General features: G+C 66.0%; 23 protein-coding genes. 8 read left to right on the top strand and 15 right to left on the bottom strand.

All coding sequences use genetic code 11. The features are described from left to right. The first annotated feature begins 41 nt into the window (after positions 1-41). Entirely contained in the window at positions 42-407 is a 366-nt protein-coding gene (locus PIN01S_RS05530) for a DUF5064 family protein (RefSeq protein WP_084334197.1), read from the top strand. A gap of 41 nt (positions 408-448) precedes the next feature. Here the strand turns inward: PIN01S_RS05530 and phnE are convergent, their stop codons facing one another. The 4 genes from phnE to PIN01S_RS05510 are packed head-to-tail and all read right to left on the bottom strand — an operon-like array spanning position 449 to position 3,688. Then, on the bottom strand, positions 449-1,216 hold the full coding sequence (gene phnE / locus PIN01S_RS05525; protein ID WP_084334196.1) for a phosphonate ABC transporter, permease protein PhnE: 768 nt from the start codon (positions 1,214-1,216) through the stop codon (positions 449-451). Next, a complete protein-coding gene (locus PIN01S_RS05520; protein WP_084334195.1) occupies positions 1,213-2,040 on the bottom strand; it encodes a PhnE/PtxC family ABC transporter permease in 828 nt (275 codons plus the stop codon). Before PIN01S_RS05520 ends, phnE begins: the two co-directional genes overlap by 4 nt. After that, positions 2,034-2,840 carry a phosphonate ABC transporter ATP-binding protein gene (locus PIN01S_RS05515; protein WP_084334194.1) on the bottom strand — a complete coding sequence of 269 codons (807 nt, stop codon included), beginning with the start codon at positions 2,838-2,840 and terminating at the stop codon, positions 2,034-2,036. The genes PIN01S_RS05520 and PIN01S_RS05515 overlap by 7 nt, the downstream gene beginning before the upstream one ends. Continuing rightward, entirely contained in the window at positions 2,837-3,688 is an 852-nt protein-coding gene (locus PIN01S_RS05510) for a putative selenate ABC transporter substrate-binding protein (protein ID WP_084334193.1), read from the bottom strand. Before PIN01S_RS05510 ends, PIN01S_RS05515 begins: the two co-directional genes overlap by 4 nt. 138 nt (positions 3,689-3,826) lie before the next feature. On the opposite strand from PIN01S_RS05510, the gene PIN01S_RS05505 reads away from it, so the two are divergent. Further along, on the top strand, positions 3,827-4,717 hold the full coding sequence (locus PIN01S_RS05505) for an NAD(P)-dependent oxidoreductase (RefSeq protein WP_084334192.1): 891 nt from the start codon (positions 3,827-3,829) through the stop codon (positions 4,715-4,717). Between the two features lie 4 nt (positions 4,718-4,721). Here PIN01S_RS05505 and PIN01S_RS27295 read toward each other — a convergent pair whose 3' ends face one another. Both PIN01S_RS27295 and PIN01S_RS05500 read right to left on the bottom strand, forming a co-directional pair. Further along, positions 4,722-4,847, bottom strand: coding sequence for a hypothetical protein (locus PIN01S_RS27295; RefSeq protein ID WP_255251320.1), 126 nt, complete (start codon positions 4,845-4,847; stop codon positions 4,722-4,724). An 89-nt stretch (positions 4,848-4,936) separates the two neighbouring features. Continuing rightward, positions 4,937-7,141 (bottom strand): putative bifunctional diguanylate cyclase/phosphodiesterase, encoded by a 2,205-nt coding sequence (locus PIN01S_RS05500; protein WP_084334191.1) that lies wholly within the window; start codon positions 7,139-7,141, stop codon positions 4,937-4,939. A 358-nt stretch (positions 7,142-7,499) separates the two neighbouring features. On the opposite strand from PIN01S_RS05500, the gene PIN01S_RS05495 reads away from it, so the two are divergent. Then, positions 7,500-8,828, top strand: a complete 1,329-nt coding sequence (locus PIN01S_RS05495) for a spinster family MFS transporter (protein ID WP_084334190.1) — start codon at positions 7,500-7,502, stop codon at positions 8,826-8,828. A gap of 168 nt (positions 8,829-8,996) precedes the next feature. Then, positions 8,997-9,338, top strand: a complete 342-nt coding sequence (locus tag PIN01S_RS05490) for a PilZ domain-containing protein (RefSeq protein ID WP_084334189.1) — start codon at positions 8,997-8,999, stop codon at positions 9,336-9,338. Positions 9,339-9,340: 2 nt separating this feature from the next. Here the strand turns inward: PIN01S_RS05490 and PIN01S_RS05485 are convergent, their stop codons facing one another. From PIN01S_RS05485 to PIN01S_RS05475, 3 genes are all read right to left on the bottom strand, one after another. After that, positions 9,341-9,754 (bottom strand): NUDIX hydrolase, encoded by a 414-nt coding sequence (locus PIN01S_RS05485; protein ID WP_084334188.1) that lies wholly within the window; start codon positions 9,752-9,754, stop codon positions 9,341-9,343. Beyond that, positions 9,751-10,311 carry a dihydrofolate reductase family protein gene (locus PIN01S_RS05480; protein WP_084334186.1) on the bottom strand — a complete coding sequence of 187 codons (561 nt, stop codon included), beginning with the start codon at positions 10,309-10,311 and terminating at the stop codon, positions 9,751-9,753. Before PIN01S_RS05480 ends, PIN01S_RS05485 begins: the two co-directional genes overlap by 4 nt. A 179-nt stretch (positions 10,312-10,490) precedes the next feature. Continuing rightward, positions 10,491-10,907 carry an anti-virulence regulator CigR family protein gene (locus tag PIN01S_RS05475; RefSeq protein ID WP_084334184.1) on the bottom strand — a complete coding sequence of 139 codons (417 nt, stop codon included), beginning with the start codon at positions 10,905-10,907 and terminating at the stop codon, positions 10,491-10,493. A gap of 207 nt (positions 10,908-11,114) precedes the next feature. Here PIN01S_RS05475 and PIN01S_RS05470 point away from each other — a divergent pair, with 207 nt between their 5' ends. Next, positions 11,115-12,449: a DEAD/DEAH box helicase gene (locus PIN01S_RS05470; protein ID WP_084334182.1), complete on the top strand. Its 1,335-nt coding sequence runs from the start codon at positions 11,115-11,117 to the stop codon at positions 12,447-12,449. A gap of 578 nt (positions 12,450-13,027) precedes the next feature. On the opposite strand, the gene PIN01S_RS05465 is transcribed toward PIN01S_RS05470, so the two are convergent. After that, the gene (locus tag PIN01S_RS05465; RefSeq protein WP_084334180.1) at positions 13,028-14,008 is read right to left on the bottom strand and encodes a zinc-dependent alcohol dehydrogenase family protein; all 981 of its coding nucleotides are present in this window, start codon (positions 14,006-14,008) and stop codon (positions 13,028-13,030) included. 288 nt (positions 14,009-14,296) lie between these two features. Between PIN01S_RS05465 and PIN01S_RS05460 the strand changes: the two genes are divergently transcribed. Both PIN01S_RS05460 and PIN01S_RS05455 read left to right on the top strand, forming a co-directional pair. Beyond that, the gene (locus PIN01S_RS05460) at positions 14,297-15,352 is read left to right on the top strand and encodes an HAD family hydrolase (RefSeq protein WP_084334178.1); all 1,056 of its coding nucleotides are present in this window, start codon (positions 14,297-14,299) and stop codon (positions 15,350-15,352) included. 169 nt (positions 15,353-15,521) lie between these two features. Continuing rightward, positions 15,522-16,247, top strand: coding sequence for a substrate-binding periplasmic protein (locus tag PIN01S_RS05455; protein WP_084334176.1), 726 nt, complete (start codon positions 15,522-15,524; stop codon positions 16,245-16,247). A gap of 73 nt (positions 16,248-16,320) precedes the next feature. Here the strand turns inward: PIN01S_RS05455 and PIN01S_RS05450 are convergent, their stop codons facing one another. Then, positions 16,321-16,602 (bottom strand): hypothetical protein, encoded by a 282-nt coding sequence (locus tag PIN01S_RS05450; RefSeq protein ID WP_084334174.1) that lies wholly within the window; start codon positions 16,600-16,602, stop codon positions 16,321-16,323. Positions 16,603-16,676: 74 nt separating this feature from the next. After that, the gene (locus PIN01S_RS05445; protein WP_084334172.1) at positions 16,677-18,446 is read right to left on the bottom strand and encodes a S8/S53 family peptidase; all 1,770 of its coding nucleotides are present in this window, start codon (positions 18,444-18,446) and stop codon (positions 16,677-16,679) included. A 151-nt stretch (positions 18,447-18,597) separates the two neighbouring features. On the opposite strand from PIN01S_RS05445, the gene PIN01S_RS05440 reads away from it, so the two are divergent. Further along, entirely contained in the window at positions 18,598-18,990 is a 393-nt protein-coding gene (locus PIN01S_RS05440) for a transcriptional regulator (protein WP_084334170.1), read from the top strand. 247 nt (positions 18,991-19,237) lie between these two features. Here PIN01S_RS05440 and egtD read toward each other — a convergent pair whose 3' ends face one another. From egtD to PIN01S_RS05425, 3 genes are all read right to left on the bottom strand, one after another. Beyond that, positions 19,238-20,203 carry an L-histidine N(alpha)-methyltransferase gene (gene egtD / locus PIN01S_RS05435; protein ID WP_084334168.1) on the bottom strand — a complete coding sequence of 322 codons (966 nt, stop codon included), beginning with the start codon at positions 20,201-20,203 and terminating at the stop codon, positions 19,238-19,240. Further along, positions 20,200-21,495: an ergothioneine biosynthesis protein EgtB gene (gene egtB / locus PIN01S_RS05430; protein ID WP_084334166.1), complete on the bottom strand. Its 1,296-nt coding sequence runs from the start codon at positions 21,493-21,495 to the stop codon at positions 20,200-20,202. The genes egtD and egtB overlap by 4 nt, the downstream gene beginning before the upstream one ends. A gap of 414 nt (positions 21,496-21,909) precedes the next feature. Beyond that, positions 21,910-22,218: a hypothetical protein gene (locus PIN01S_RS05425; RefSeq protein WP_084334164.1), complete on the bottom strand. Its 309-nt coding sequence runs from the start codon at positions 22,216-22,218 to the stop codon at positions 21,910-21,912. Positions 22,219-22,220 lie beyond the last annotated feature (2 nt).

The raw sequence follows: 22,220 nt of genomic DNA, 5'->3' as shown, positions 1-22,220 counted from the left end.
ACGCTAGACTGAAGGCGACTCATCAGCAGGGGGACGCCATTATGTTCGAACCGGGGCATCTGCATCGCGCGAGCACGCCCATGGGCGACCAGCCGGGGTATGCCGTCGACCTCTATTACGAGGTGCGCCAGGACCCGAAGGAAGGGCCGATGCTGCACTTCCGCATGGAGGGCGAGGTGGGCGGCAAGCGCTTCGAGGAAGAATTCGAGATGCACCGCGACACCGCGTTCAACTTCGCCGCCGTCGCTACCCGCATTGCGGCCAGGCACGGCTTGCCGACCAACCACAGCCTGATCATGCGCGCCCATGACGAGTACGACCGGATGTTCGAGGACATCCGCGAAAAGCTCGGTGCGCATTCTGGCGAGTCGGTCAACCTCGACCACCTGGAAAAAGACGGTCTATGAATCCGGAGGGGTAGCGTTTATGCCCCCTCGCTCCTTACGTGTCAGCCCGCCACCCAGCGCTGCCTCAGCCAGCCGCTCAGCGCGTCCACCGCCAGCACCAGCAGAAGCATGGCCAGGATCACCGTGGCAGCCTGGGCTTCCTGGAACAGGCTGAGGCTCACGTAAAGCATTTGCCCCAGGCCGCCGGCGCCGACGAAGCCGAGCACACTGGCCATGCGGATGTTGTTTTCCCAGCGATAGAGCATGTAGGCCAAGAGTTGCGGCCAGAGCGTCGGCAGCGTGCCGTAGCAGAAGGCGGCGATGCGCCCGCCACCCGCTAGACGTACGGATTCGGCCGGTTCCGGCGGGGTGTTTTCCAGCGCTTCGGCGAACAGGCGTCCGAGGACCCCGGCGGTGTGCAGGGCGAGCGCCAGGGTGCCGGCGTTCGGGCCGAGGCCGGCGGCGAGCACCATGAGCGCGGCCCAGACCAGCTCCGGCACGGCGCGCAGGGCGTTGAGCAGCAGGCGCGACGCGCTCAGGGCGAGTCGGCCGCAACGCCCGGCTGCCGGTAGTGCCAGGACCAGGCCGAGAATCGCCGCCAGCAGCGTACCGATGGCCGACATGGCCAGGGTTTCCAGCGCGCCCTGGCCGATGGCGCGCAGGTGCCCGGCGGAGAAGTCCGGCGAGAGGAAATTCGCCGCGTACTGCCCCATCTGCCGCAGGCTGCGGGCGCTGCCCAGTTCGCCGAGGTCGATGCCGAGGTAGACGAACGAAGCCGCCACTGCCACCAACAGCGTCAGCAACAGGATGTAATTGCCAAGGCGCTTCATGTCAGGCGTGCCCGCAGGAAACGGCTGAGCTGGTCGGCGAGCAGCACCAGGGCAAGGAAGGTGAGCAGCATGCTGGCCACTTCGCCGCCGGCGAACATGCGCAGCGACAGGTCGATCTGCTGGCCCAGCCCGCCGGCGCCGACGAAGCCCATCACCACCGAGGCGCGGATTGCGCATTCCCAGCGGTAGACGGTGTAGGAGAGCATCTCCGCCGCCGCGTTCGGCAGAATGCCATAGGCGAATGCGGCCAGCCGCGAACTGCCGGCGACCAGCAGTGCGCGGGACGGCCGGGCGTCCACCGACTCGAAGATTTCCGCATAGACCTTGCCGAGCATGCCGCTGTAGGTGATGGCGATGGCCAGCACGCCGGCCGTGGGGCCAAGGCCGACGGCACGGACGAACAGCAGCGCCCAGACGATCTCCGGCACGCTGCGCAGGACGATCAGCAGGCCGCGCACCGGCCAGCGCAGCAGGCGCGCCCACCAGGCTGGACGCCCGCCACGTGGCAGGGCGCTCAGCGACAGGGCGCGGGAGGCGAGCAGGGCGGCCGGAAAAGCGATGAGCAGAGCCAGGGACATGCCGGCGGTGGCGATGGCCAGGGTTTCCAGGGTGGCGCGGCCGAGCAGGGCGAGGAATTCGCTGCCGTGCTCCGGCGGCCAGAAGGCGGAGACGAAGCGGGCCATGCTGCGCGCGTTGTCACCCTGCACCAGCACGCCCAGGTCCAGTTCGCTGAGCCGCAGGCCCGGCCACAACAGGGCCAGCGCCAGGACGGTCAGGACCAGGCGCGGCAAGGCGGCGGGATCGCGGGGCGCAGCGTTCAGCATCGCGGGATGTGCAGGGTGACCGGCGCCGGCGGGGCGGAGGCGGGCACGCTGGCCTGCAATTGCTCGTTTGCGTAGAGCGCATCCAGTTCGGCCTGGCCGACCTCGTGGGCCGGATGGTCGAAGACGACGCGGCCATCGCGGATGCCGACGATGCGCGGGAAGTGCGCCAGGGCCAGGTCCACCGCGTGCAGGCTGGCGAGCAGGGTGATGCCGCGGGCCTCGGCCTCACGGTTGAGCACACCGAGGGTATGGCCGGCAAGGACCGGGTCCATGGCGGAGACCGGTTCGTCGGCGAGGATCAGGTCCGGCGCCTGGTAGAGCACGCGGGCGATGCCCACCCGCTGCAACTGGCCGCCGGAGAGCTGGTCGCAGCGCTGGAACAGTTTGTCGCCCAGGTCCAGGCGCGCCAGGGCCGCTTCGGCGCCGGCGCTATCCACCGGGTGCAGCAGGCTGAGCAGGCTCTTGCCTAGCGACCACTGGCCGAGACGTCCGGCGAGAACGGCGGTGACCACCCGCTGGCGCGGCGGCAGGGGCGGGGACTGGTGGATCAGACCGATATGGGCGCGCAACTTCTGCCGGGCCGCCGCGGACAGCGACCAGGGTTCCGCGTCGAGCAGTTCGAGCCGCCCGGCGCTGGGTTTCAGGCTGGTGGCCAGCAATCGAAGCAAGCTGGTCTTGCCGGCGCCGGACGGCCCGATGAGGGCGACGCGCTCGCCCCGGGCGATGTCCAGGTCGATGTCATGCAGCGCTGGCTGGCCGTCGGCGTGGGTCAGGCCCACGCCGGACAGACGCAGGTTCACTTCAACAGGCCGGCCGCGCGGGCGGCTTCCTCGATCCCGGCGTAGTTCTCCGGCTTGGTCTCGACGAAGCGGCTGGCGGCCTGCAGGTCGAGGATCGCCTTGTGCTCGGGGTTGGCCGGATCGAGGGCAAGGAATGCCGCCTTGATCTTCTGGGCCAGGGCCGGGTGGAGACTGCCGCGCACGGTCCAGTTGTAGTCGTAGTAGGTCGGGGTGGTGGCGAAGACCTTGACTTTGCTGGTGTCGACCTTGCCGGCGGCGACCAGTTTTTCCCAGACCGAGGTGTTGAGCACGCCGCCGTCGGCCTTGCCGGCCTCGACCCAGGCAGCGGTGGCGTCATGGGCGCCGGAGTAGGCGACACGGCTGAAGAATTCTTCCGGCTTGATGCCGTCCTGCAGCATGAAATAGCGCGGCATCAGGCTGCCCGAGGTGGAGGACACCGAGCCGAAGGCGAATGTCTTGCCCTTGAGATCCTGCAGGGATTTGACGGTGGGGTCGGCGCTGATGAAGGTGCTGGTGAACTTCTCGTCCTGCTCGCGCTGCACCAGTGGGATGGCGTTGCCGGTCTTCAGGCGGGTCTGGACGAAGGTGAAGCCCCCCAGCCAGGCCATGTCGATGCGGTCGGCAGCGATGGCTTCGACCACGGCGGCGTAATCGGATACCGGTACGAACTGGACTTCCATCCCCAGTTCCTTTTCCAGATAGGCGCCCAGCGGCTTGAACTTGCGCAGCAGTTCGGTGGGGGCTTCATCGGGAATGGCCGAGACTTTCAGTACCTCGGCGGCATGGGAAAAAACGGCGGACAAAGACAGGGCAAAGCCGGCGGCGAGCGCCAGGGTACGCTTGAGCATGACGGGTTCTCCGGTTCAATAGCGGAAAAAGCGGGCGGATTATAGAGGCTGGCTGGCGAATAAACATCAGGCAGCGTATGCGGATGGTTTCTGACGACGCGGTAAGATGCGCCATTCGAACCCTTCAGGAGACCCGTGATGACCACCGCCCTGCCTTCTCTCGCCTTCGCCGGCATCGGCCTGATGGGGCTGCCGATGTGTCGTCGGCTGCTCGCCGCGGGCTATCCGCTGAGCGTCTGGAACCGCTCGCCGGAGAAGTGCGCGCCGCTGATGGAGCAGGGCGCCCGGAGCCTGGCGAATCCGGCCGAGCTGTGTGAGGCGGCGGACATCGTGATGCTCTGCCTGGCCGACACCGCCGTGGTGCGCGAAGTGGTGTTCGGCCCCGGTGGCATCGTCGAAGGCGCGCGGCCGGGTCAACTGCTGGTGGATTTCTCCAGCCTGGAGCCGGCCGCCACCCGCGAGATGGCGGCGGAACTGGAGCGTCGCAGCGGCATGCGCTGGGTCGATGCGCCGGTATCCGGCGGCACGCCCGGCGCGGCGGCCGGAACGCTGGCGATCATGGCCGGCGGGCGCGAAGACGATATCGAGCGGGTGCGCCCGGTGCTCGCCCATCTCGGCCAGCGCCTGACCCGCATGGGCGAGGTCGGCGCCGGCCAGGTGACCAAGGTCTGCAACCAGATGATCGTCGCCTGCAATGCCCTGGTGATCGCCGAAGTGGTGGCGCTGGCGGAAAAGGCCGGAGTGGATGCCGGGTTGATCGCCCCGGCGCTGGCCGGTGGTTTTGCCGATTCCAGGCCGTTGCAGATCCTCGCGCCGCAGATGGCGGCCAGCGAGTTCGAGCCGGTCAAATGGCACGTGCGCACGCTGCTCAAGGACCTCGATACGGCGGTCAGGCTGTCCCGCGAGCAGGGTTCGGCCACGCCCCTGAGCGGGCTGGCGGCGCAACTGATGCGTCTGCATGGCAGCCAGGGCAATCTCGAACGCGATCCGGCCACGCTGGTGGAAATGTTCCGGCAGCGCCAGGACTGATCGTTCAGACCAGCCCGGTGTGGCAAGCGTCCAGGGTTTCGACCCGGTTGCGCCCGCGCTGCTTGGCCAGGTAGAGCACTTTGTCCGCCGCCGCGGCATTCCCCAGCAGGCTCCACAGCAGCAGGACCATGAAAAGCCGCCAGGCCGGGATACCCTCGGACGGAGCGGTTCGCCGGGGAGCGGAGAAAGCGGGGGAGGTCACCATATCCTTGGTCGTCGTCAGCAATCGGCTCGAATGGCCGCCTGCGCCGGGGCGTTGGCCGCCATCCTCGGCGGCAAGGGGACCGTTTCAAGGTAGTCGCGCAACTGTGACAATGGCAAGGGGCGCCCGATCAGGTAGCCCTGGACGAAATCGCAACGGTGGTCGCGGAGGAACGCCAGTTGCTGTGCGTCCTCGACCCCTTCGGCGACCACCTTGAGCCGCAGGGCATGGGCCATGACGATGATGGCCTGGACAATTTCCATATCCTGCTGCGAGTTGTTGATGTCCTGGATGAACGAGCGGTCGATCTTCAGTGTGTCCAGCGGCAGGCGCTTGAGGTAGGCCAGCGAGGAGTAGCCGGTGCCGAAGTCGTCGATCGACAGCGACACGCCGAGTTCACGGATACGTTGCAGCAGCGGTACGGCCTGGTTGATGTTGCCCATGAGGGCGTTTTCGGTGACTTCGATTTCCAACAGGGCCGGCGCCACGCCCGAGGACCGCAGCGCCTGGTCCACCACCTGCGGCAGGTCCTCGCGGCCGAGGTTGAGTGCGGAGCAGTTCACCGCCACCTTCAGGCGGTAGCCGCTGCCGCAGAGCAGGGCGAGTTCCTGGCAGGCGCGGCGCAGCACCCAGTCGTCCAGTTCGTCGATGAAGCCGTTGGCTTCGGCGATGCCGATGAACCGATCCGGCGAAAGCAGGCCGTGCTGCGGATGGTGCCAGCGCACCAGGGCCTCCAGCTTGTTCAGCTCGCCGCTGCGCAGGTCGAGGATCGGCTGGTAGAAGAGCTGCAGGCCGCGTTCTTCCCGCAGGGCGATGTGCAGCGCCTCTTCCAGTTGCAGCTCGACGGTGGCCTTGGCTTTCAGGTGGGCGCTGAAGAAGTGCATGTTGTTGCGTCCGCTGCCCTTCGATTGGTAAAGCGCGAGGTCGGCGTGCTTGAGCAGTTCCTCGCAGGTTTCGCCGTCCTGGGGGAACAGGCTGATGCCGATGCTGGTAGTCATCACCATGCAGCGCCCGGCCAGGGCGATGGGCTCCTTCATCGCCTGGATCGCCCGCTGGGCCAGGTAGCGGGCCTCGTCGGCGTTGTGCAGGCTGACCAGCACGCAAAATTCGTCGCCGCCGAAACGGGCGACCACGTCCTGTTCGCGAAAGGTGCCGCGCAGGCGCTCCGCCACCACCTTGAGCAGCTCGTCGCCGGCATCGTGGCCGAGGCTGTCGTTGATCCGCTTGAAGTGATCGATATCGAGGAACATCACCGCCAGGGACTGGTGGCGTTGCACGTGTTCCTCCAGGCGCTCGGCGAACACTTCGTTGAAGCCGCGGCGGTTGAGCAGGTTGGTCAGGGCATCGTAGTGCGCTGCCATCTGCAACGAGGTGCGCGCCTGGTCTAACTGGCTGAGCAGGGTATTGACCCGCAGCAGGTCGCGTTCCTTGCTTTCCAGCTTGCGGTCGGCCCAGATCGCGCTGAGCCCGCCGCCCAGAATCAGCAACATCACCAGGCCCAGACTCAGGGCCAGCGGCAGCACTTCCGACGCGCCCTGCAAGGCCAGAGGAGTATCCACGGGCACCACCAGGTGCAGTGCCCACATGCCGGTGAAGTGCATGGAAACGATGGCGCCACCCATCACCAGGCTGGCCAGGTACTTCAACAAAAGGTTGAGAATGCCGTTGCCCTGGCGGAAGTACAGCGCCAGCAGCAAGGCGGCCAGGCTGACGGCGATGGCAAGGAACACCGACAGCACGAACAACCCGGCGTCGTAGTATAGGGTGGCCTCGGAGCGCAGGGCGGCCATGCCGCTGTAGTGCATGGTCGCGATGCCCAGGCCGATGCACACCGCGGCGATCAGATACTGGGACGGCTGCAAGCGGGCATGGCTGAGCGTATTCATCGCCAGCAGGGCGGCAATGAAGGCGATCAGCAGGGAAATGGCTGTGCCCAGCAGGTCATAGCGCAGCGGCACCGGCGCATTGAAAGCCAGCATGGCGATGAAGTGCATCGCCCAGATGCCGCCCGCCAGGCAGAAAGCACCACCCCAGCGCCAGAACAGGCGGGCCCGCTCGTGGGCCGCATAGCCGATACGCTCGGCCATGCCCAGCGTCGTCAGGCTGGCGATGGAGGCGACCAGGTAGGCCAGTAGAACCAACAACGGGTCGTGGGTGCATTCCAGGATGACCTGCCCATCCTCGGGCAGACTGGAGAGAAAACGCAGCCCCATCCATTCCATAGTGCAGCTTCTCCATTGGTTTTGGGCCAATAACCCGACGGATCGCAATGGCAATCTGGCATCAGTATAGAGGCGGGGCAAGCACCGTTCCGGTAAGGCGGCCGTGCTTTTCTACCAATTGGTAATCACAGTTATAACGAATTGTTCTAGACTGCCCAGGCACATGGATTTGCCCTGGTCGTAAAGGACGACGACATGACCCTTCGAATGCCTCGCCTATCCCTTCCGTATCCGCGTCATCGCATCGCGTTACATAAAACCTACGAATGTTCGCAGACAGCAACGGGAGCAGCTTCTAGATTGCCCGGAAGCCTTGGCGTGTCTTGCTTATAACAACAATCGGATCGAGAACGACACAATGCAGCATCCCCCGCAAGCGGCGAATGCATGGCGCATCCTGTGCCTGCTGTTCCTCGCCAATCTGTTCAACTTCTTCGACCGCACCATCCCGGCGATCATCATCGAGCCGATTCGGATGGAGTGGAGCCTCAGCGACTTCCAGATCGGCCTGATCGGCACGGCGTTCACCATTATCTACGCCATCGCCGGGGTGCCGCTCGGGCGCCTTGCCGATACCGGGGCGCGACGCAAGATCATGGGCTGGGGCCTGGCGGCCTGGAGCGGGCTGACCGCCATCAACGGCCTGGCCTGGAACTTCTGGAGCTTCCTGCTGGTGCGCATGGGCGTCGGCGTGGGCGAGGCCAGCTACGCGCCGGCGGCCAACTCGCTGATCGGCGACCTGTTCCCGGCGCACCGCCGTGCCCGCGCCATGGGCATCTTCATGCTCGGCCTGCCGCTGGGGCTGCTGCTGGCGTATTTCACCATCGGCGCCATGGTCAAGGCGTTCGATAGCTGGCGCGCGCCCTTCTTCATCGCGGCGGTGCCCGGTCTGGTCCTGGCGCTGTTCATGTTCTTCATCAAGGAGCCGCAGCGCGGCGCGGCCGAGGCGGTGAAAAGCGCCACCACGCCGGTGGACAAACCCGTGCGCAAGGTCCTGGCTATCCGCACCTTCTGGTGGCTGGTGATCGCCGGGCTGACCTTCAATTTCGCCACCTACGCCTGCAACTCCTTCATGGTGCCGATGCTGCAGCGCTACTTCCTGCTTTCGCTGCAACAGGCGGCACTGGCGACCGGCGTCATCGTTGGCGTCACCGGCCTGGTCGGGCTGACCCTGGGTGGCTGGGTCGCCGATCGCCTGCACCTGAAGAACGAGCGCGGACGCTTGCTGTTCGGCGCCTTCAGCATGTTCGTCGCTTCTGTCGCCACCGGCTTCGCGCTGTTCTCGGGGCGGATCGAGATCGGCCTGTTCGTGACGGTGTTCAGCATCGGCTGGCTGTTCTCCTACAACTTCTATACCTGCGTCTACACATCGATCCAGGATGTGGTCGAGCCGCGCCTGCGCGCCACCGCCATGGCTCTGTTCTTCGCCGGGCTGTACCTGCTCGGCGGCGGCCTGGGACCGGTGGTGGTGGGGCTGCTCTCCGATCACTTCGCCCAGACGGCGATGAGCGCGGCGGGGGCCGTCGAGATGACCGAAGCCTTCAAGGCGGTCGGCCTGCACGATGCCATGTACCTGATCCCGGCCGCGTTGTTCCTCGCCATGCTCTGCCTGGTGCAGGCGGCACGCAGCTTCGGTCGCGATGCGGCAAACATGCGCGCGGGACTGGTGGCGGCTGCTGCGGCCTGAAGCCGGAAATGTGATGGAAAAGCGCTGTTTTGATGGGTTTTGAGAACGATTGATAAAGGCGGCAGGTAATATCCGCGCTCTGACAAGACTCCGCAGCCCGATGGCCGACCGCTCGCGGCGGCCACCAGGCTGACGACAGCCCAGCACCCTGAGAAGTGTGAAGAGAGCATGCGCCAACACCGCCGCGTCACCTTTCGCAACCAATTCCGTGTCCGCGTCCTCCTGCGGGAGAACGATGAACTGCTGGGCTATGCCGGCGACATCTCGTTCGGCGGTTTCCGGCTGATTTCCGATGCACCGGTCGAGGCCGGCAGCGAACTGGCATTGCGCCTGAAGATTCGCGAGGCGGAAGACCGCACCCGCTATATCGATGTGGACGTGGTCTGCCAGTGGTCGCGGGCCAATCCCAAGCGCGACAACTTCGAAGCCGGAATGGCGCTGGACGGGCCCTGCGTCGCGTTCGCCGAGTACGTCCGCACCCTCGGCGCCGCCCGCGAAGCCCGCGTCTGAGGTCAGGCCGTCTCGGCCTCCAGATGCCGTTGCAGCACGGGCAACACCTGCTCGCGCAGCAGCGGGGCGAGGTTGTCCGGCAACGGGCTGTCCGGATCGAGCCAGGCGAGTTCCTCCAGCTCGGCGGCTGGGCGCACCGGATGGAGGAGGCGGGCACAGAAGACATCGGCATCCACCCGGCAATCCGGCTCGTTGGCGGCGGGTGCCTGGAAACGCCCGAGATAGTCCAGGGCCTCTGCCGGCAGCGACAGTTCGATCTCTTCGCTCAGCTCGCGCAGGACGGCTTCCAGCGCCGATTCCCCCGGCTCGTGCTTGCCGCCCGGCAGCATGAAGGCCCGGGTGCCGCGTTTGCGTACCAGCAGCAGGCGGCCCTGGGCGTCCAACAGGCAGGCGGCGGCGATGCGAAAGACGGTCACGCGGCGACCTCCTGGCTATCCGTATCCGCCTGCAGCCGGTAGTGCATCTGCACCACGCCGTTGGCGAAATGCCGCTGGTCCAGCAAGGTGAGGCCGTGTTCGAGGCCGGTGGCGAACATCGGGATGCCCGCACCCAGCAGGTACGGCACCATGTTGACCACCAGCTCGTCGAGCAGCCCGGCGGCGTAGCAAGTGCCGGCCAGCGATCCGCCTCCCACCAGCCAGATGCGCCGGCAGCCGGCCGTTTCCAGTTCGGCGATGGCCTCCGCCGGCAGGTCGTGTCGCAGGCGGACGTCGGAGGAGGCGATGGGCAGGTGCTCGGCGCGGGTCAGGACGATGCACGGCTTGCCGGGGTACGGCCAGTCGATGCCCATGGCCAGCAGGGCTTGGTAGGTCGCGCGGCCCATCAGCAGGCCGTCGATGTTGGCGTAGAAGCGCTTGTAGCCGTGGTCTTCGCCGCTGTCCTCGAAAGGTTGCAGCCAGTCGATGCGTCCGTCGGGACGGGCGATATAGCCGTCAAGGCTGGCGGCCACGTAATAGATCAGGGAAGGTTTCATCGATGCGTTCCGTTCCAGCCAGGCTGCTGACGACAAGGACCACGACGGGGCGCATCCGGGGATGGCGCACGATCCGGCGATGTCCGACCGGATACCGCGGCGTGTTGCGGCCGCGGATTCGCTGGTTGGAGTCGCCGGATCGCGCGAAGTTCTCCGGGCTTTGGATCGGTCGGGTGCGCTCAGTCGAGTACGTTGCGCAGCACTTCGTAGACGATCCCCGTGGCGATGGCCACCAGCACCACGTCGCGGCCGACCTGCTTCCATTCGTAGCCGTCGTAGTGCGGCAACTGGCTCTGGACGCGGCCGTCGAAGTTCTTCGCGATGCCGGGCGGCAGCGGCTTGCCGCGCTCGAGGTTCTTGCTGACGCCCGGCGGCAGGGCGGTGGTCGGGCCGATCAGGTTGCGGTTCTCGCCGAGGACGATGCGTACCCGGCCGATGTCGATGGTCGGGCCGCTGACCTGGATACTGGCGCCGCTGCTGTCGTGACCGCCCTGGTGGCTGCCTTTGTCGTGTTTCGGCGCGGCCAGGCCGGGCTGGGCGCTCAGGATCAGCGCCAGGCCGGTGCCGAGCAGGGCGAAGCGGGAGGGTTTCAGCATAGGGTCTCCTTGAGGCGCCGGCGGCGCGAAGTGGGCATACGATCCCGTGTCGGCCGCCGTTGCGCAAGCTGTCGTCGGTAGGCGGCACGCAGGATAACGCGCGGATCGTCCGCCGGTTCACGATGCAATGCACGGATTGCGGGTTTTCCGGCGCGACACACGTTAGGCTATGCACCCTGTTTTTTCGGTCTTCGTCGAGGTAACCCCGTGTTCTCCCAATTCGCCCTGCATGAACGCCTGCTGAAAGCCGTGGCCGAGCTGAAGTTCGTCGAGCCGACGCCGGTCCAGGCGGCGGCCATTCCGCCGGCCCTGGAGGGGCGCGACCTGCGGGTGACGGCGAAGACCGGCAGCGGCAAGACCGCCGCGTTCGTCCTGCCGCTGCTCAACCGGCTGATCGGCGATGCCCAGCCGCGCGTGCGCATCCGGGCGCTGATCCTGCTGCCGACCCGCGAACTGGCCCAGCAGACGCTGAAGGAAGTGGAGCGTTTCTCCCAGTTCACCTTCATCAAGTCCGGCCTGATCACTGGCGGCGAGGACTTCAAGGTCCAGGCCGCCCTGCTGCGCAAGGTGCCGGACGTGCTGATCGGCACGCCGGGACGCCTGCTGGAGCACCTGAACGCCGGCAACCTGGACCTGAAGGAGGTCGAGGTACTGGTGCTGGACGAAGCCGACCGCATGCTCGACATGGGCTTCGCCGATGACGTGCGGCGCCTGGCCGGTGAGTGTGCCGGCCGCCAGCAGACCATGCTGTTCTCCGCCACCACCGGCGGTGCCGCGTTGCGCGAGATGGTTGGTGAGGTGCTGCGCGAGCCGCAGCACCTGCTGCTGAACAGCGTGCGCGAGCTGAACGAGGGCGTCCGCCAGCAGATCATCACGGCCGACGACCCCGCTCATAAGGAGAAGCTGGTGGAATGGCTGCTGGCCAACGAGACCTACCAGAAGGCGATCGTCTTCACCAATACCCGTGCCCAGGCCGACCGGCTCTACGGCCATCTGGTGGCGGGCGACTACAAGGTGTTCGTCCTCCATGGCGAGAAGGACCAGAAGGAACGCAAACTGGCCATCGAACGCCTCAAGCAGGGCGGGGTGAAGGTCCTGGTGGCCACCGACGTGGCGGCGCGCGGCCTGGATATCGAGGGCCTGGACCTGGTGATCAACTTCGACATGCCGCGCTCCGGCGACGAGTACGTGCACCGCATCGGCCGTACCGGGCGTGCCGGCGGCGAGGGGCTGGCGATCTCGCTGATCTGCCACAACGACTGGAACCTGATGTCGAGCATCGAGCGCTACCTCAAGCAGCGTTTCGAGCGGCGGGTGATCAAGGGCCTCAAGGGTACCTACCAGGGGCCGAAGAACCTCAAGGCTTCGGGCAAGGCGGCCGGGACCAAGAAGAAGAAGGACAAGACAGGCGACAAAAAGGCCGGCGCCAAGAGCGCCCCGAAGCGCAAGCCCACTACCCGGCCGAAGACCGGCACGCCTTCGGCCGTCGTCAGCCAGGACGGCATGGCGCCGCTCAAGCGCAAGAAGCCGGCGGCGGAGTAACCGGCTGAACGCTTCGCCAGCAAGACTGGCCTGTGTAGGGGCGAATTTATTCGCCCCGGTTCGTTCTGTTGTAGGCGCGAGCCTGCTCGTGGGGGTATCGATGTTCCGGGACTCTCGGTATGACCGACGCTCCGCCCCCTCACCCCAGCCCTCTCCCAAAGGGGCGAGGGGGTTGTACGCGTGGGGTCGAGGCTCAGTGCGTTGGCGGTTCCAAGAGGTATACCGTCGCCAGCAGAGCTGGCTCCTACGAAAAGCCGGTCCGTGTAGGGGCGAATTTATTCGCCCCGGTTCGTTCTGTTGTAGGCGCGAGCCTGCTCGCGATTGGGGTATCGATGTTCCGGGACTCTCGGTATGACCGACGCTCCGCCCCTCACCCCAGCCCTCTCCCCAAAGGGGCGAGGGGGTTGTACGCGTGGGGTCGAGGCTCAGTGCGTTGGCGGTTCCAAGGGGTATGCCATCGCCAGCAGAGCTGGCTCCTACGAAACGCCGGTCCGCGTAGGGGCGAATTTATTCGCCCGGCGAGGTGAGTTGGGCGAATGAATTCGCCCCCTACAACGAGTTCCAGCCGGTAGTGACCGTCACTTCGGCACGATCAGGATTTTCCCGTCGCGTTCGCCGCTGGCTGCGGCGGCCACTGCCTGCTTGATCTCGCTGACGTCGTAGGTCGCGGCGATGCGGGCGTGCAGTTTGCCGCTGGCGATCAGTTGGGTCAGTTCGCCGTAGACCTTCATCTGATCCGCCGGGCTGGCGTTGCGGAACCAGCGGGCCAGCCAGAAGCCGCGCAGGGTGATGTCGCGGAATACCGAAGAGGCCGGCGACAACTGGCACGGCTCGCCGCTCATCATGCCGTAGTTCACCAGGGTGCCGCCTTCGGCCAGGCAGGAGGCCAGGTGGTCGGTGGCGCGTCCGCCCACGGCATCGATGCCCAGGCGGATGGCCGCGCCGCCGGTCGCCTCGCGCACGCGCTTGTGCAGGTCGGGGCCGTCCACCAGCACCACGTCGCCCCCTTCGGCCTGGACGCCGGCCACCGCCGACTCGCGGCGCACCACGTTGACCGTCTTCAGCCCGCGCAGCTTGGCCAACTGGATCAGGTAGCTGCCGACGCCGGAGTTGGCGACGTTCTGGATCACCCAGTCGCCCGGTTGCAGGTCGACGAACTCGCGCAGCATCAGGTAGGCGGTCGGTGGGTTGACGGTGAGCATCGCCAGTTGCTGCGGATCGGCATCCGGCAGCGGGATCAGCTTGTTCGCCGCGGCTACCAGATGCGTGGTCCAAGTGCCGCAGCCGGCCGGCAGCAGCACGGTCTGGCCGACCTTCAGCGAGCCGACCTCCGGACCCAGCGCCTCGATGCGCCCGACACCCTCGTTGCCACCCACCGCGGGCAGCGGCGGCAGCATGCCGTATTCGCCGGTCAGGGTGAGCACGTCGGACGGATTGATCGGCGCGGCCAATACTTTGACCAGCACTTGGCCGGCGGCCGGTGGCGGCAACTCGAACTCCACGGCATCGATCACGTCCTGCGGCACGGGGCCGCGCTGCTGGTATTCGGCTTTGCGCATGCTTCGTTCTCCTGGGCTGGCGCGAGGGAATGATTCCCTCCGGGCATTGGCTGGTGAGTCTAGCCGCCCGACTCCCCGCTGCGATGAATCGACGGATATTTACCCGGCTGATGGGATTGCGAGATGCCGATCGCAATGTCGTTCTGTCGCAAATGGACAGGGTTGCGACGTAATCGAAATGTCATGAGTCGGTAACGAAGCCTTGCCACGCTGCGCGCTTTGTTACGGTCGAGGCGTCGCCATTTCGCGGCGGCTTTCTCGCCCAACGCACACTCAGGGAAACGAACTATGACGTTTGCACGCACGCTGTTGGCAGGATTGTTCTGCATCGGGCTGGCCGGCCAGACCCTGGCCGTCGAGTTGAAGCACTGGCCGGAGCCGGCCGCCAAGCAACTGAACGAACTGGCCAAGGCCAACGCCAATACCGGCGCGTATGCCGTGTTCGACATGGACAACACCAGCTATCGCTTCGACCTGGAAGAGTCGCTGCTGCCGTTCATGGAGATGAAGGGGGTGCTGACCCGCGACAGCATCGACCCGTCGCTGAAGCTGATTCCCTTCAAGGACGTCAATGGCCACAAGGAAAGCCTGAACAGCTATTACTACCGGCTCTGCGAGATCGACGACATGGTCTGCTACCCCTGGGTGGCGCAGGTGTTTTCTGGCTTCACCCTGAAGGAGCTGAAAGGCTACGTCGATGAGCTAATGGCCTACGGCAAGCCGATTCCCAGCACCTATTACGAAGGCGACGCGGTCAAGACCATCGAAATCAATCCGCCGAAGATCTTCACCGGCCAGGTCGAGCTGATGAACCTGCTGCAGGAGAACGGCATCGAGGTCTACATCATGACCGCCGCCCATGAGGAGCTAGTGCGCATGGTGGCGTCCGATCCGAAGTACGGCTACAAGGTCAAGCCGGAGAACGTCATCGGCGTCACCACCCTGCTGAAGGACCGTGCCACCGGGGCCGTGACCACCGCCCGCAAGCAGATCGCCAGCGGCAGCTACGACGAGAAAGCCAACCTGGCCCTGGAAATGACCCCCTACCTGTGGACCCCGGCAACCTGGATGTCCGGCAAGTACGCGGCCATCCTCACCTACATCGACGAGTGGAAGAAGCCGATCCTGGTGGCCGGCGACACGCCCAGCAGCGATGGCTACATGCTGTTCCACGGCACCGACGTGGCGAAGGGCGGCATCCACCTCTGGGTGAACCGCAAGGCCAAGTACATGGACCAGATCGACGCGATGATCAAGCGGAACGCCGAAGCCCAGGCCAAGGCCGGCCTGCCGGTCACCGCGGACAAGAACTGGATCGTCGTCCAGCCCGACGACATTCTCTGATCCACCGGGCCGGACGCGCACACCTGCTGGCCGTCCGGCTTTCCACCCAGGCCGTCGTCATTTGCGGAGCGGAACACTAAACTGTCGTTTCGTGGCTTCCTCGTTACAGCACGGCACCCGCCGGCCGACGCCGGAGGCGTAAGCAGCGTGGGCAGTGGCAGGGGTATGCATGGGTAGGGGCGTTCTGGGCTGGGTCCTGCTCTGGTTGGCTGTCGGCGTCTCGGCCGATCCGGTGCGGATGGGCTTCGGAACGCACAAACCGCCGTATATCTTCGAGAATGAGCAGCGCGGGCTGGAATACGACATCGTCGACGCGGCGCTCCGCAGCGCCGGCTATACCATCGAAGCTCACTACCTGCCGATGGAGCGCCTGCACCTGATGCTGAAGCGGGGCGAGCTGGACGGCATCGCCACCACCAACCGGCACGGCCAGCTCGACGTGGCCTATTCCGACGTCTACATCCAGTACCACAATGTCGCGGCCGCCCTGGCCTCGCGTAACTACGACATCCGCAACATCGCCGATCTCGGCCGTTACTCGGTGAGCGCCTTCCAGCGTGCCCGCTACCTGCTCGGTCCGGAATTCCAGGCCATGGCGGAGCACAATCCGCGCTACCGGGAAGAAGCCCACCAGATCGCCCGCAACCGCCTGCTCTACAGCGGGCGCATCGATGTGGTGGTGGGGGATTTGCGCATCCTCAACTACTTCAATCGGGAAGTCGCCGATCAGGTGGATGTGACGCAGCCATTGACCCTGTACGAACTCTTTCCGCCGACGCCCTACCGTGTCGGTTTCCGCACCGCGTCGATGCGGGACAAGTTCAACCGGGGCCTGGCGACCATTCGCAGCAATGGCACCTATCGGGCCATCGAGCGGCGCTACGAGGCGTATTGAGGGCTGGAAAAGTCCGGGTGGTCGAATGATCGACCCTACGGGGCGAATTCATTCGACCGGCCGCCAATGGGCCTCAATCGTCCGCCGCTTTCTTTTCGGCCTCTTCCAGCTCTTGCAGGCGTTGGTCGTAGGCGGCGCATTCGCTCTCCAACTCCTCGGCGGTACGCTCGACCTTCATCCGTTTCAATTCCTCGTTGATTTCGGCGGCTTTCTCCGGATCGCTTTCGGTGACTTCGTTGACCTTGGCGGCCAGTTGTTCGGCTTTCGCGGTGGCTTCTTCCGGCGTGCAGGCCGCCTGGGCGGGCACGGCGGCCAGCAGGGAAAGCGCGCTGGCCAGGGTTATGAAGATTTTCATCGGGGGCTCCTTTCGTTGCGGCAGGGCCTGTCCGGTGGATTGCCGAAGCACCGGGAAAGTTCATCCGGCATGCCTCAGCGCACCCGGTCGCGGCTCTGTACGGCCAGATCCAACGCTTTTTGCATGTCCAGCCGGGCGGAGCGGCCGACGTCCTCGTTGTTCAACTCGTAGTTGCGTTCGGACGGCAGGATCGGCGCGGTCAGGTCGTCGGCGTCCATCGGCTCGAAGTCGTAGTCGCCGCCGATGGTCATGGCGCTGCGCCGGAGCAGCATGCGCAGTTGCTCCGGGGTCAGGGTCGGGTTGATCGACAGCATGGCGGCGACGATGCCGGTGACCATCGGCGTGGCGTAGGAGGTGCCGCAGTGCACTTCGCCGCGCTGGTCGGCGCGCAGGGTCGAGGCGTGGGCACAGGCCGAGGCAGTGATGTCGACCCGCATGTCGATGTTCGACGAACTACGCTTGGTCACGTAGGCCGGGTCGTCCACCGCCACATCGGTGCGACCGCTGCGCTGGTGGCCGCCGACCACCAGCAACTGGTCGGTGACGAACGAGGAGGGCAGGCGGTACTCGTCGGTGCCGGAGAAGGACGACCCGTTGCCGGCCGAGTTGACCACCACTACGTCCGGGTGCTTGCTGCGCAGCCAGAGGAAGAACTCCTCCAGCAGCTCTTCATAGCCGCTCATGGCCAGCCCCGAGCGGATCAGCGAATCGACCTCGTCGCCCTGGATGTCCTTGGCGCCGACGCGGTGGATGCCCCAGCTCCAGTTGAGCACGCGCACGCCGTCTTCCACCAGATTCACCGAGGCGGCGATGTTGGCGGTGATGCCGGCGTCCGAGTTGCGTTCGACGATCACCTCGAAGCCACCACTGGCCTTTTCCAGGCCGCTGAGAAAGCCCGTGTTGCCACCCTTGTCCCAGTGCGCGGCGAGAATCCCGGTCACGGTGGAGCCGTGGTTGTCCGGCTTGTCCGCGTCGCGGGCATACAGGCAGGTGCGTGGCTGTTGCGGGCGGCAATCGCCGAGATACCGGGCGAAATCCGGGGCATCGAAATCGACGTTGCGTTCGATGATGCCGATGCGGATCGGTGTGGGTTTGATCGGCGACTCGCCCGCCGGGATGCGTCGGCGATAGTAGTTCACCGCATCGACGAAGCGATTGGCGGCCCATTCGTCCTGGTCCGGTTTCTCCTGCGCCGGCTCCGCCTCGGCTTCGCCCTCCGCTGCGGATTCCTCGACTATCACGGCATCGACGCTGGTCTCGCTGCCCAGGCGCAGGAGCAGGGCGTCGCGTTCGGTGAGATTCTTCACCGGCAGGCGCAACTGGTAGGTGTTCAGCGGGGCGATGGCGCCGACTACCCGGGCGCCGTACTTGTCCGCCAGGCGCCGGGCCTCCTTGAGGCCATCGAAGCGCTCTTCGATGATCAGGCTGACCAGATCGACATAGGTGGTCAGCCCGTCCATGTTCTTCGCCACCTCAGCCGGAGTGGCTGCGAGGACGTGGCTGCCGCGTAACGACAGCCATACCGGGTTACTGCGGCGTTCGCCCTGTTCCAGCCAGAGCGGAGCGCTCCGGTGATCGGCACTGGCGAGGCTCAGCCGGAGTTGTTCGCCCTCGCGGCGGATGCTCGCGGCGGGCAGTTCCCGCTCGCCGAGCGACACGCGCAGGTCCCCGTCTTCCAGCCCCCGGATGCGCAGGCAGAATTCCTGGCGCTCCTGCTCCAGCAGGTCTCCGCAGCGTTGCAACTGCTCGATACGCAGCGCGTTTTCGGCATGGGCGGCGGGGATGAGGGAAGGCAGCAGGGCGAGCAGCAAGCAGATGGGGCAACGTGGGGCGATGAGCGGCATGTTGCGGCAATCCTCGTGATGACCGGGCCTGTGTGTTCAGACCGGCCGTGCCGGGGCTCGTTCGTCTCGAACCATCCCGGCCGCCGGTGGGTCGGAATGCATAGAGGGCGCCGTTCGGGCGCCGCAGACCGGCAACCGGAGGAGATCGGGTATGGCCTACAACTGGGATCTCATCGAACGCCTGCTGCTCAAGGTCCAGGAGTCCGCGGGCAAGAATTTCGCGCCGCGCGCCTATGCCGAAGAGCTGGCGCAGGAACATTCGGCTGCCGGGTTGCCGGTAGGCAATCTGGACGCCATGAAGCAGGACGCGGCGGATTACGAGGCCGTGCTGTTCAACGGCGGCTTCATCGAACCCCGCCCGGAGGAACGTGGCGGTACCGGAGAGAACTTCGTCCTCACCGAGCGTGGCTTGCGGCTGTTGCGGTTGATCGGCGGCACCACCGAATCCAGTGCCGAGGCCCGTCGGCGCCTGGATGAAAAGGATACGGCGGCGCTGGTGCCGGAAATCTTCGACGACCTGGCGAACGGCATGGGCGCGGTGTAGCGGAAAGGGTGTGGTGCGGCGGCTGGGCTGCGAAGCATCGCCAGCAGAGCTGGCTCCTACGGGAAGCGTCTGGGCCGGTCGCCCGGCGGGGCCGGGTTGGGCGAATAAATTCGCCCCTACGGGCAGTCCGGCTTTGCTTTATTTGGAGGAGCGAGTTCTGCCCGCGAATGGGCGGTGCGGAAGAGTCGCCAGCATGGATCGGTGGCGTAGGGGCGAATTCATTCGCCCGGCGGGGCTGAGGCCCTGCTCACGCCACGCGCTGCAGGTAATGCACGCTGAACAATTCCCTCGGATCGGTCCAGGTGGCGACGGTGTCGAAACCGGCGCTGCCGGCCAGGTCGCGGAAGCTGGCGGCGGTGTATTTGTAGGAATTCTCCGTGTGCAGGCTCTCGCCGGCGGCAAAGTCGAAATGGGCCTCTTCGATGCGGACCTGCTGGGCTTGCGGGCTGATGAGGTGCATTTCAATGCGTGAGGCGCCTTCGTTGTAGAACGCATGGTGCTCGAACCGGCTGGGGTCGATGTCGCTGTCCAGTTCCTGGCGGATGCGTTCCAGCAGGTTGCGGTTGAAGGCCGCCGTGACGCCCGCCTCGTCGTTGTAGGCGGCCTCCAGGATGTCCTTGTCCTTCACCAGATCGACGCCGATCAACAGGCCGCCACCCTCCGGTAATAGTTCGTGGATGTTGCCGAGGAAGCGCTGGGCGTCTTCCGGGTCGAAGTTGCCGATGCTGGAACCGGGAAAGAAAGCCAGCGGATGATGGCCATCGAAGCCTTCCGGCAACGCCATCGGTTGGGAGAAGTCGGCACAGGCCGCATGCACGTCGAGCCAAGGGTAGTCGTTGGCCAGGCGCTGCGTGCTGTCGAGCAGGAAGTCCTTGGAAATGTCGATCCCCAGGTAGCTGGCCGGATGCAGCGCTTCCAGCAGCAGGCGCACCTTGCGGCTGGCGCCGCTGCCCAGCTCCACCAGGTTGGCGTCCCGCCCGGCGATCTCGGCGATGTCGTGGGCGGCGCGGGCGAGGAGGGCTTCCTCGGTACGCGTCGGGTAGTACTCCGGCTGGCGGCAGATCGCCTCGAACAGCTCGGAGCCGCGCCGGTCGTAGAAAAACTTCGGCGGCACGGCCTTGGGATCGGCGGCGAAGCCGGCCAGCGTCTCCTCGCGCAGCGAAGTGCAGGCAGCGCGCTGGCGCTGGTCATGGAAGTGCACGGTCATGCTCATGCCTCCCTGGCCAGGCGCAGCCCGGCGAACTGCCAGCGCATGCCGGGATAGAAGAAGTTGCGGTAGCTGGCGCGGACGTGGCTCTGCGGCGTCGCGCAACACCCGCCGCGCAGGACCATCTGCCCGGACATGAACTTGCCGTTGTACTCGCCCAGGCTGCCGGGCAACGGGCGGAATCCCGGGTAGGGGCGGTAGGCGCTGGCGGTCCATTCCCAGACGTCGCCGAACAACTGCTCGGGACCTTCGCCGAGCGGGGCGGCGGCGACCGGTTGCAGATGGTCGGTTTCGAGAAAATTGCCGCGCACCGGCATGCCCTGGGCGGCGACCTCCCACTCCGCCTCGCTCGGCAGACGCGCGCCGGCCCAACTGGCGAAGGCATCGGCCTCGAAGAAGGAGACGTGGCAGACCGGCGCCTCATGATCCAGCGGGCGCAGGCCGCCGAGGGTCATTTCGCACCAGGCGCCGTCCACGCGCTGCCAATACAGCGGCGCCTGCCAGCCGGCCTGGCGGCTCAGCGTCCAGCCGTCGGCCAGCCAGAGGTCGGAACGCTCATAGCCCTTGTCTTCGATGAAGGCGAGGTACTCGCCGTTGGTCACCGGCCGGCTGGCCAGGCGGAAATCCTCGAGGAACTGGCGGTGACGGGGCGTCTCGCAATCGAAGGCGAAGCCGTCGCCGCCGTGGCCGATCTGCCGCAGGCCGCTGGGATAGCGTTGCCAGCGCGTCATCCCGGCCGCCTGCAACGGGGCGGGGCGCAGGTCGCTGCGATAGGCCGGCAGCAGCGGGTTTTGCGCCAGGATGTGCTTGATGTCCATCAGCAGCAGTTCCTGGTGTTGCTGCTCGTGCTGCAGGCCCAGCTCCACGCGGCGGGCGATCTCCTCGGCATACTCGGCAGGCGGATGCGCGAGCAGGTCGCCGATGGCCAGGTCGACGTGCTGGCGATAGCTGTAGACCTGGCTCACCGTCGGCCGCGACAGCAGGCCCCGGTTGGCGCGGGGAAAGGGTGTGCCGTGGGTCTGGTAATAGGAGTTGAACAGGTGGTCGTAGCGCGGATCGAGCGGCTGATAGCCGCGCAGGTAGGGTTGCAGGATGAAGGCCTCGAAGAACCAGCTCACATGCGCCAGGTGCCACTTCGGCGGGCTGACGTCCGGCATGCTCTGGACGACGAAGTCCTCGATGGCCAGCGGCGCGCAGATCGCCTCGCTGGTGGCGCGGACGGCCTGGAATCGAACGAACAGCTCGTGGAAGCGATCCGCGGCGAGCCGTTCCTGTGGCTCGCGGGCGAGATTGGGCATGCGGCATCCTCCTGTCGGCAGGTCGGGCGCGGACGGGCCCGCTTCCTAGAACCGACCGGGAGGAATATCGAAAGTTTCGGATGGAATGAGCCAGGCTGGGTATTGGCTCACAGTATCGGCAGGTCGATTGGCGGCGGCGGAACCACGGGATGACGAACGGTGTCGGCTGACTGTTTGTTCGATGGATCGAGCCCTTGGGCGAATGAATTCGCCCCTACAGAGCGTCAGGCTTTGCGCTGTTGCTTGTGTAGAGGCGAATTCATTCGCCTGCTCCAGGGCTTTCTAAGTGAATGAATTCGCCCGGATGCGTCGCCGAGCACGCTTGTGTAGGAGCCAGCTTTGCTGGCGAAGGTGGCTACGCGGATGCATCGCCAGCAGAGCTGGCTCCTACGAAAAGCGGTCCGGCACCTTCGCCTAGTAATTCGGCGGCGTCTCCGGAATCGCCGAGGGATCGGTGATGTAGGGCATGGTCCAGGGATCGAGATGGCAGCCCTTGTGCAGGAGGTCCAGCCGCGCCTGTTCGATCACGCCGCACAGCCGCAGCGGGTTGGCGTACTGGGTGCGCGGCACGTGCGGCACGGCGAGCACCTCCGCGCCGGCGCTGCTCATCACGGTGAAGCCGAAGCTGTCGTCCTCGGGGTTGGCGCTGGTCACGCACCCGTAGGGTTGGAAGGCTTCGGACGCGAGCTTCATGGCGGCGTCGATATCCAGCGGGGTGGTCATTG

This window comes from Pseudomonas indica NBRC 103045 (assembly GCF_002091635.1).
Lineage (GTDB): Bacteria > Pseudomonadota > Gammaproteobacteria > Pseudomonadales > Pseudomonadaceae > Pseudomonas_M > Pseudomonas_M indica.
Note: the sequence above shows the minus strand (reverse complement) of the source record. Positions and strands in the feature narration are given on the sequence as shown.

Bases quoted from the DNA above. Each gene is read 5' to 3' on its own strand.
- PIN01S_RS05455 (WP_084334176.1), top strand. From the start codon at position 15,522: ATGGGTAGGGGCGTTCTGGGCTGGGTCCTGCTCTGGTTGGCTGTCGGC.
- PIN01S_RS05490 (WP_084334189.1), top strand. From the start codon at position 8,997: ATGCGCCAACACCGCCGCGTCACCTTTCGCAACCAATTCCGTGTCCGC.
- PIN01S_RS05500 (WP_084334191.1), bottom strand. From the start codon at position 7,141: ATGGAATGGATGGGGCTGCGTTTTCTCTCCAGTCTGCCCGAGGATGGG.
- PIN01S_RS05495 (WP_084334190.1), top strand. From the start codon at position 7,500: ATGCAGCATCCCCCGCAAGCGGCGAATGCATGGCGCATCCTGTGCCTG.
- PIN01S_RS05520 (WP_084334195.1), bottom strand. From the start codon at position 2,040: ATGCTGAACGCTGCGCCCCGCGATCCCGCCGCCTTGCCGCGCCTGGTC.
- PIN01S_RS05465 (WP_084334180.1), bottom strand. From the start codon at position 14,008: ATGCGCAAAGCCGAATACCAGCAGCGCGGCCCCGTGCCGCAGGACGTG.
- PIN01S_RS05440 (WP_084334170.1), top strand. From the start codon at position 18,598: ATGGCCTACAACTGGGATCTCATCGAACGCCTGCTGCTCAAGGTCCAG.
- PIN01S_RS27295 (WP_255251320.1), bottom strand. From the start codon at position 4,847: ATGGTCCTGCTGCTGTGGAGCCTGCTGGGGAATGCCGCGGCGGCGGAC.
- PIN01S_RS05460 (WP_084334178.1), top strand. From the start codon at position 14,297: ATGACGTTTGCACGCACGCTGTTGGCAGGATTGTTCTGCATCGGGCTG.
- PIN01S_RS05480 (WP_084334186.1), bottom strand. From the start codon at position 10,311: ATGAAACCTTCCCTGATCTATTACGTGGCCGCCAGCCTTGACGGCTAT.
- PIN01S_RS05510 (WP_084334193.1), bottom strand. From the start codon at position 3,688: ATGCTCAAGCGTACCCTGGCGCTCGCCGCCGGCTTTGCCCTGTCTTTG.
- egtD (WP_084334168.1), bottom strand. From the start codon at position 20,203: ATGAGCATGACCGTGCACTTCCATGACCAGCGCCAGCGCGCTGCCTGC.
- PIN01S_RS05505 (WP_084334192.1), top strand. From the start codon at position 3,827: ATGACCACCGCCCTGCCTTCTCTCGCCTTCGCCGGCATCGGCCTGATG.
- PIN01S_RS05425 (WP_084334164.1), bottom strand. From the start codon at position 22,218: ATGACCACCCCGCTGGATATCGACGCCGCCATGAAGCTCGCGTCCGAA.
- PIN01S_RS05450 (WP_084334174.1), bottom strand. From the start codon at position 16,602: ATGAAAATCTTCATAACCCTGGCCAGCGCGCTTTCCCTGCTGGCCGCC.
- phnE (WP_084334196.1), bottom strand. From the start codon at position 1,216: ATGAAGCGCCTTGGCAATTACATCCTGTTGCTGACGCTGTTGGTGGCA.
- PIN01S_RS05475 (WP_084334184.1), bottom strand. From the start codon at position 10,907: ATGCTGAAACCCTCCCGCTTCGCCCTGCTCGGCACCGGCCTGGCGCTG.
- PIN01S_RS05445 (WP_084334172.1), bottom strand. From the start codon at position 18,446: ATGCCGCTCATCGCCCCACGTTGCCCCATCTGCTTGCTGCTCGCCCTG.
- egtB (WP_084334166.1), bottom strand. From the start codon at position 21,495: ATGCCCAATCTCGCCCGCGAGCCACAGGAACGGCTCGCCGCGGATCGC.
- PIN01S_RS05530 (WP_084334197.1), top strand. From the start codon at position 42: ATGTTCGAACCGGGGCATCTGCATCGCGCGAGCACGCCCATGGGCGAC.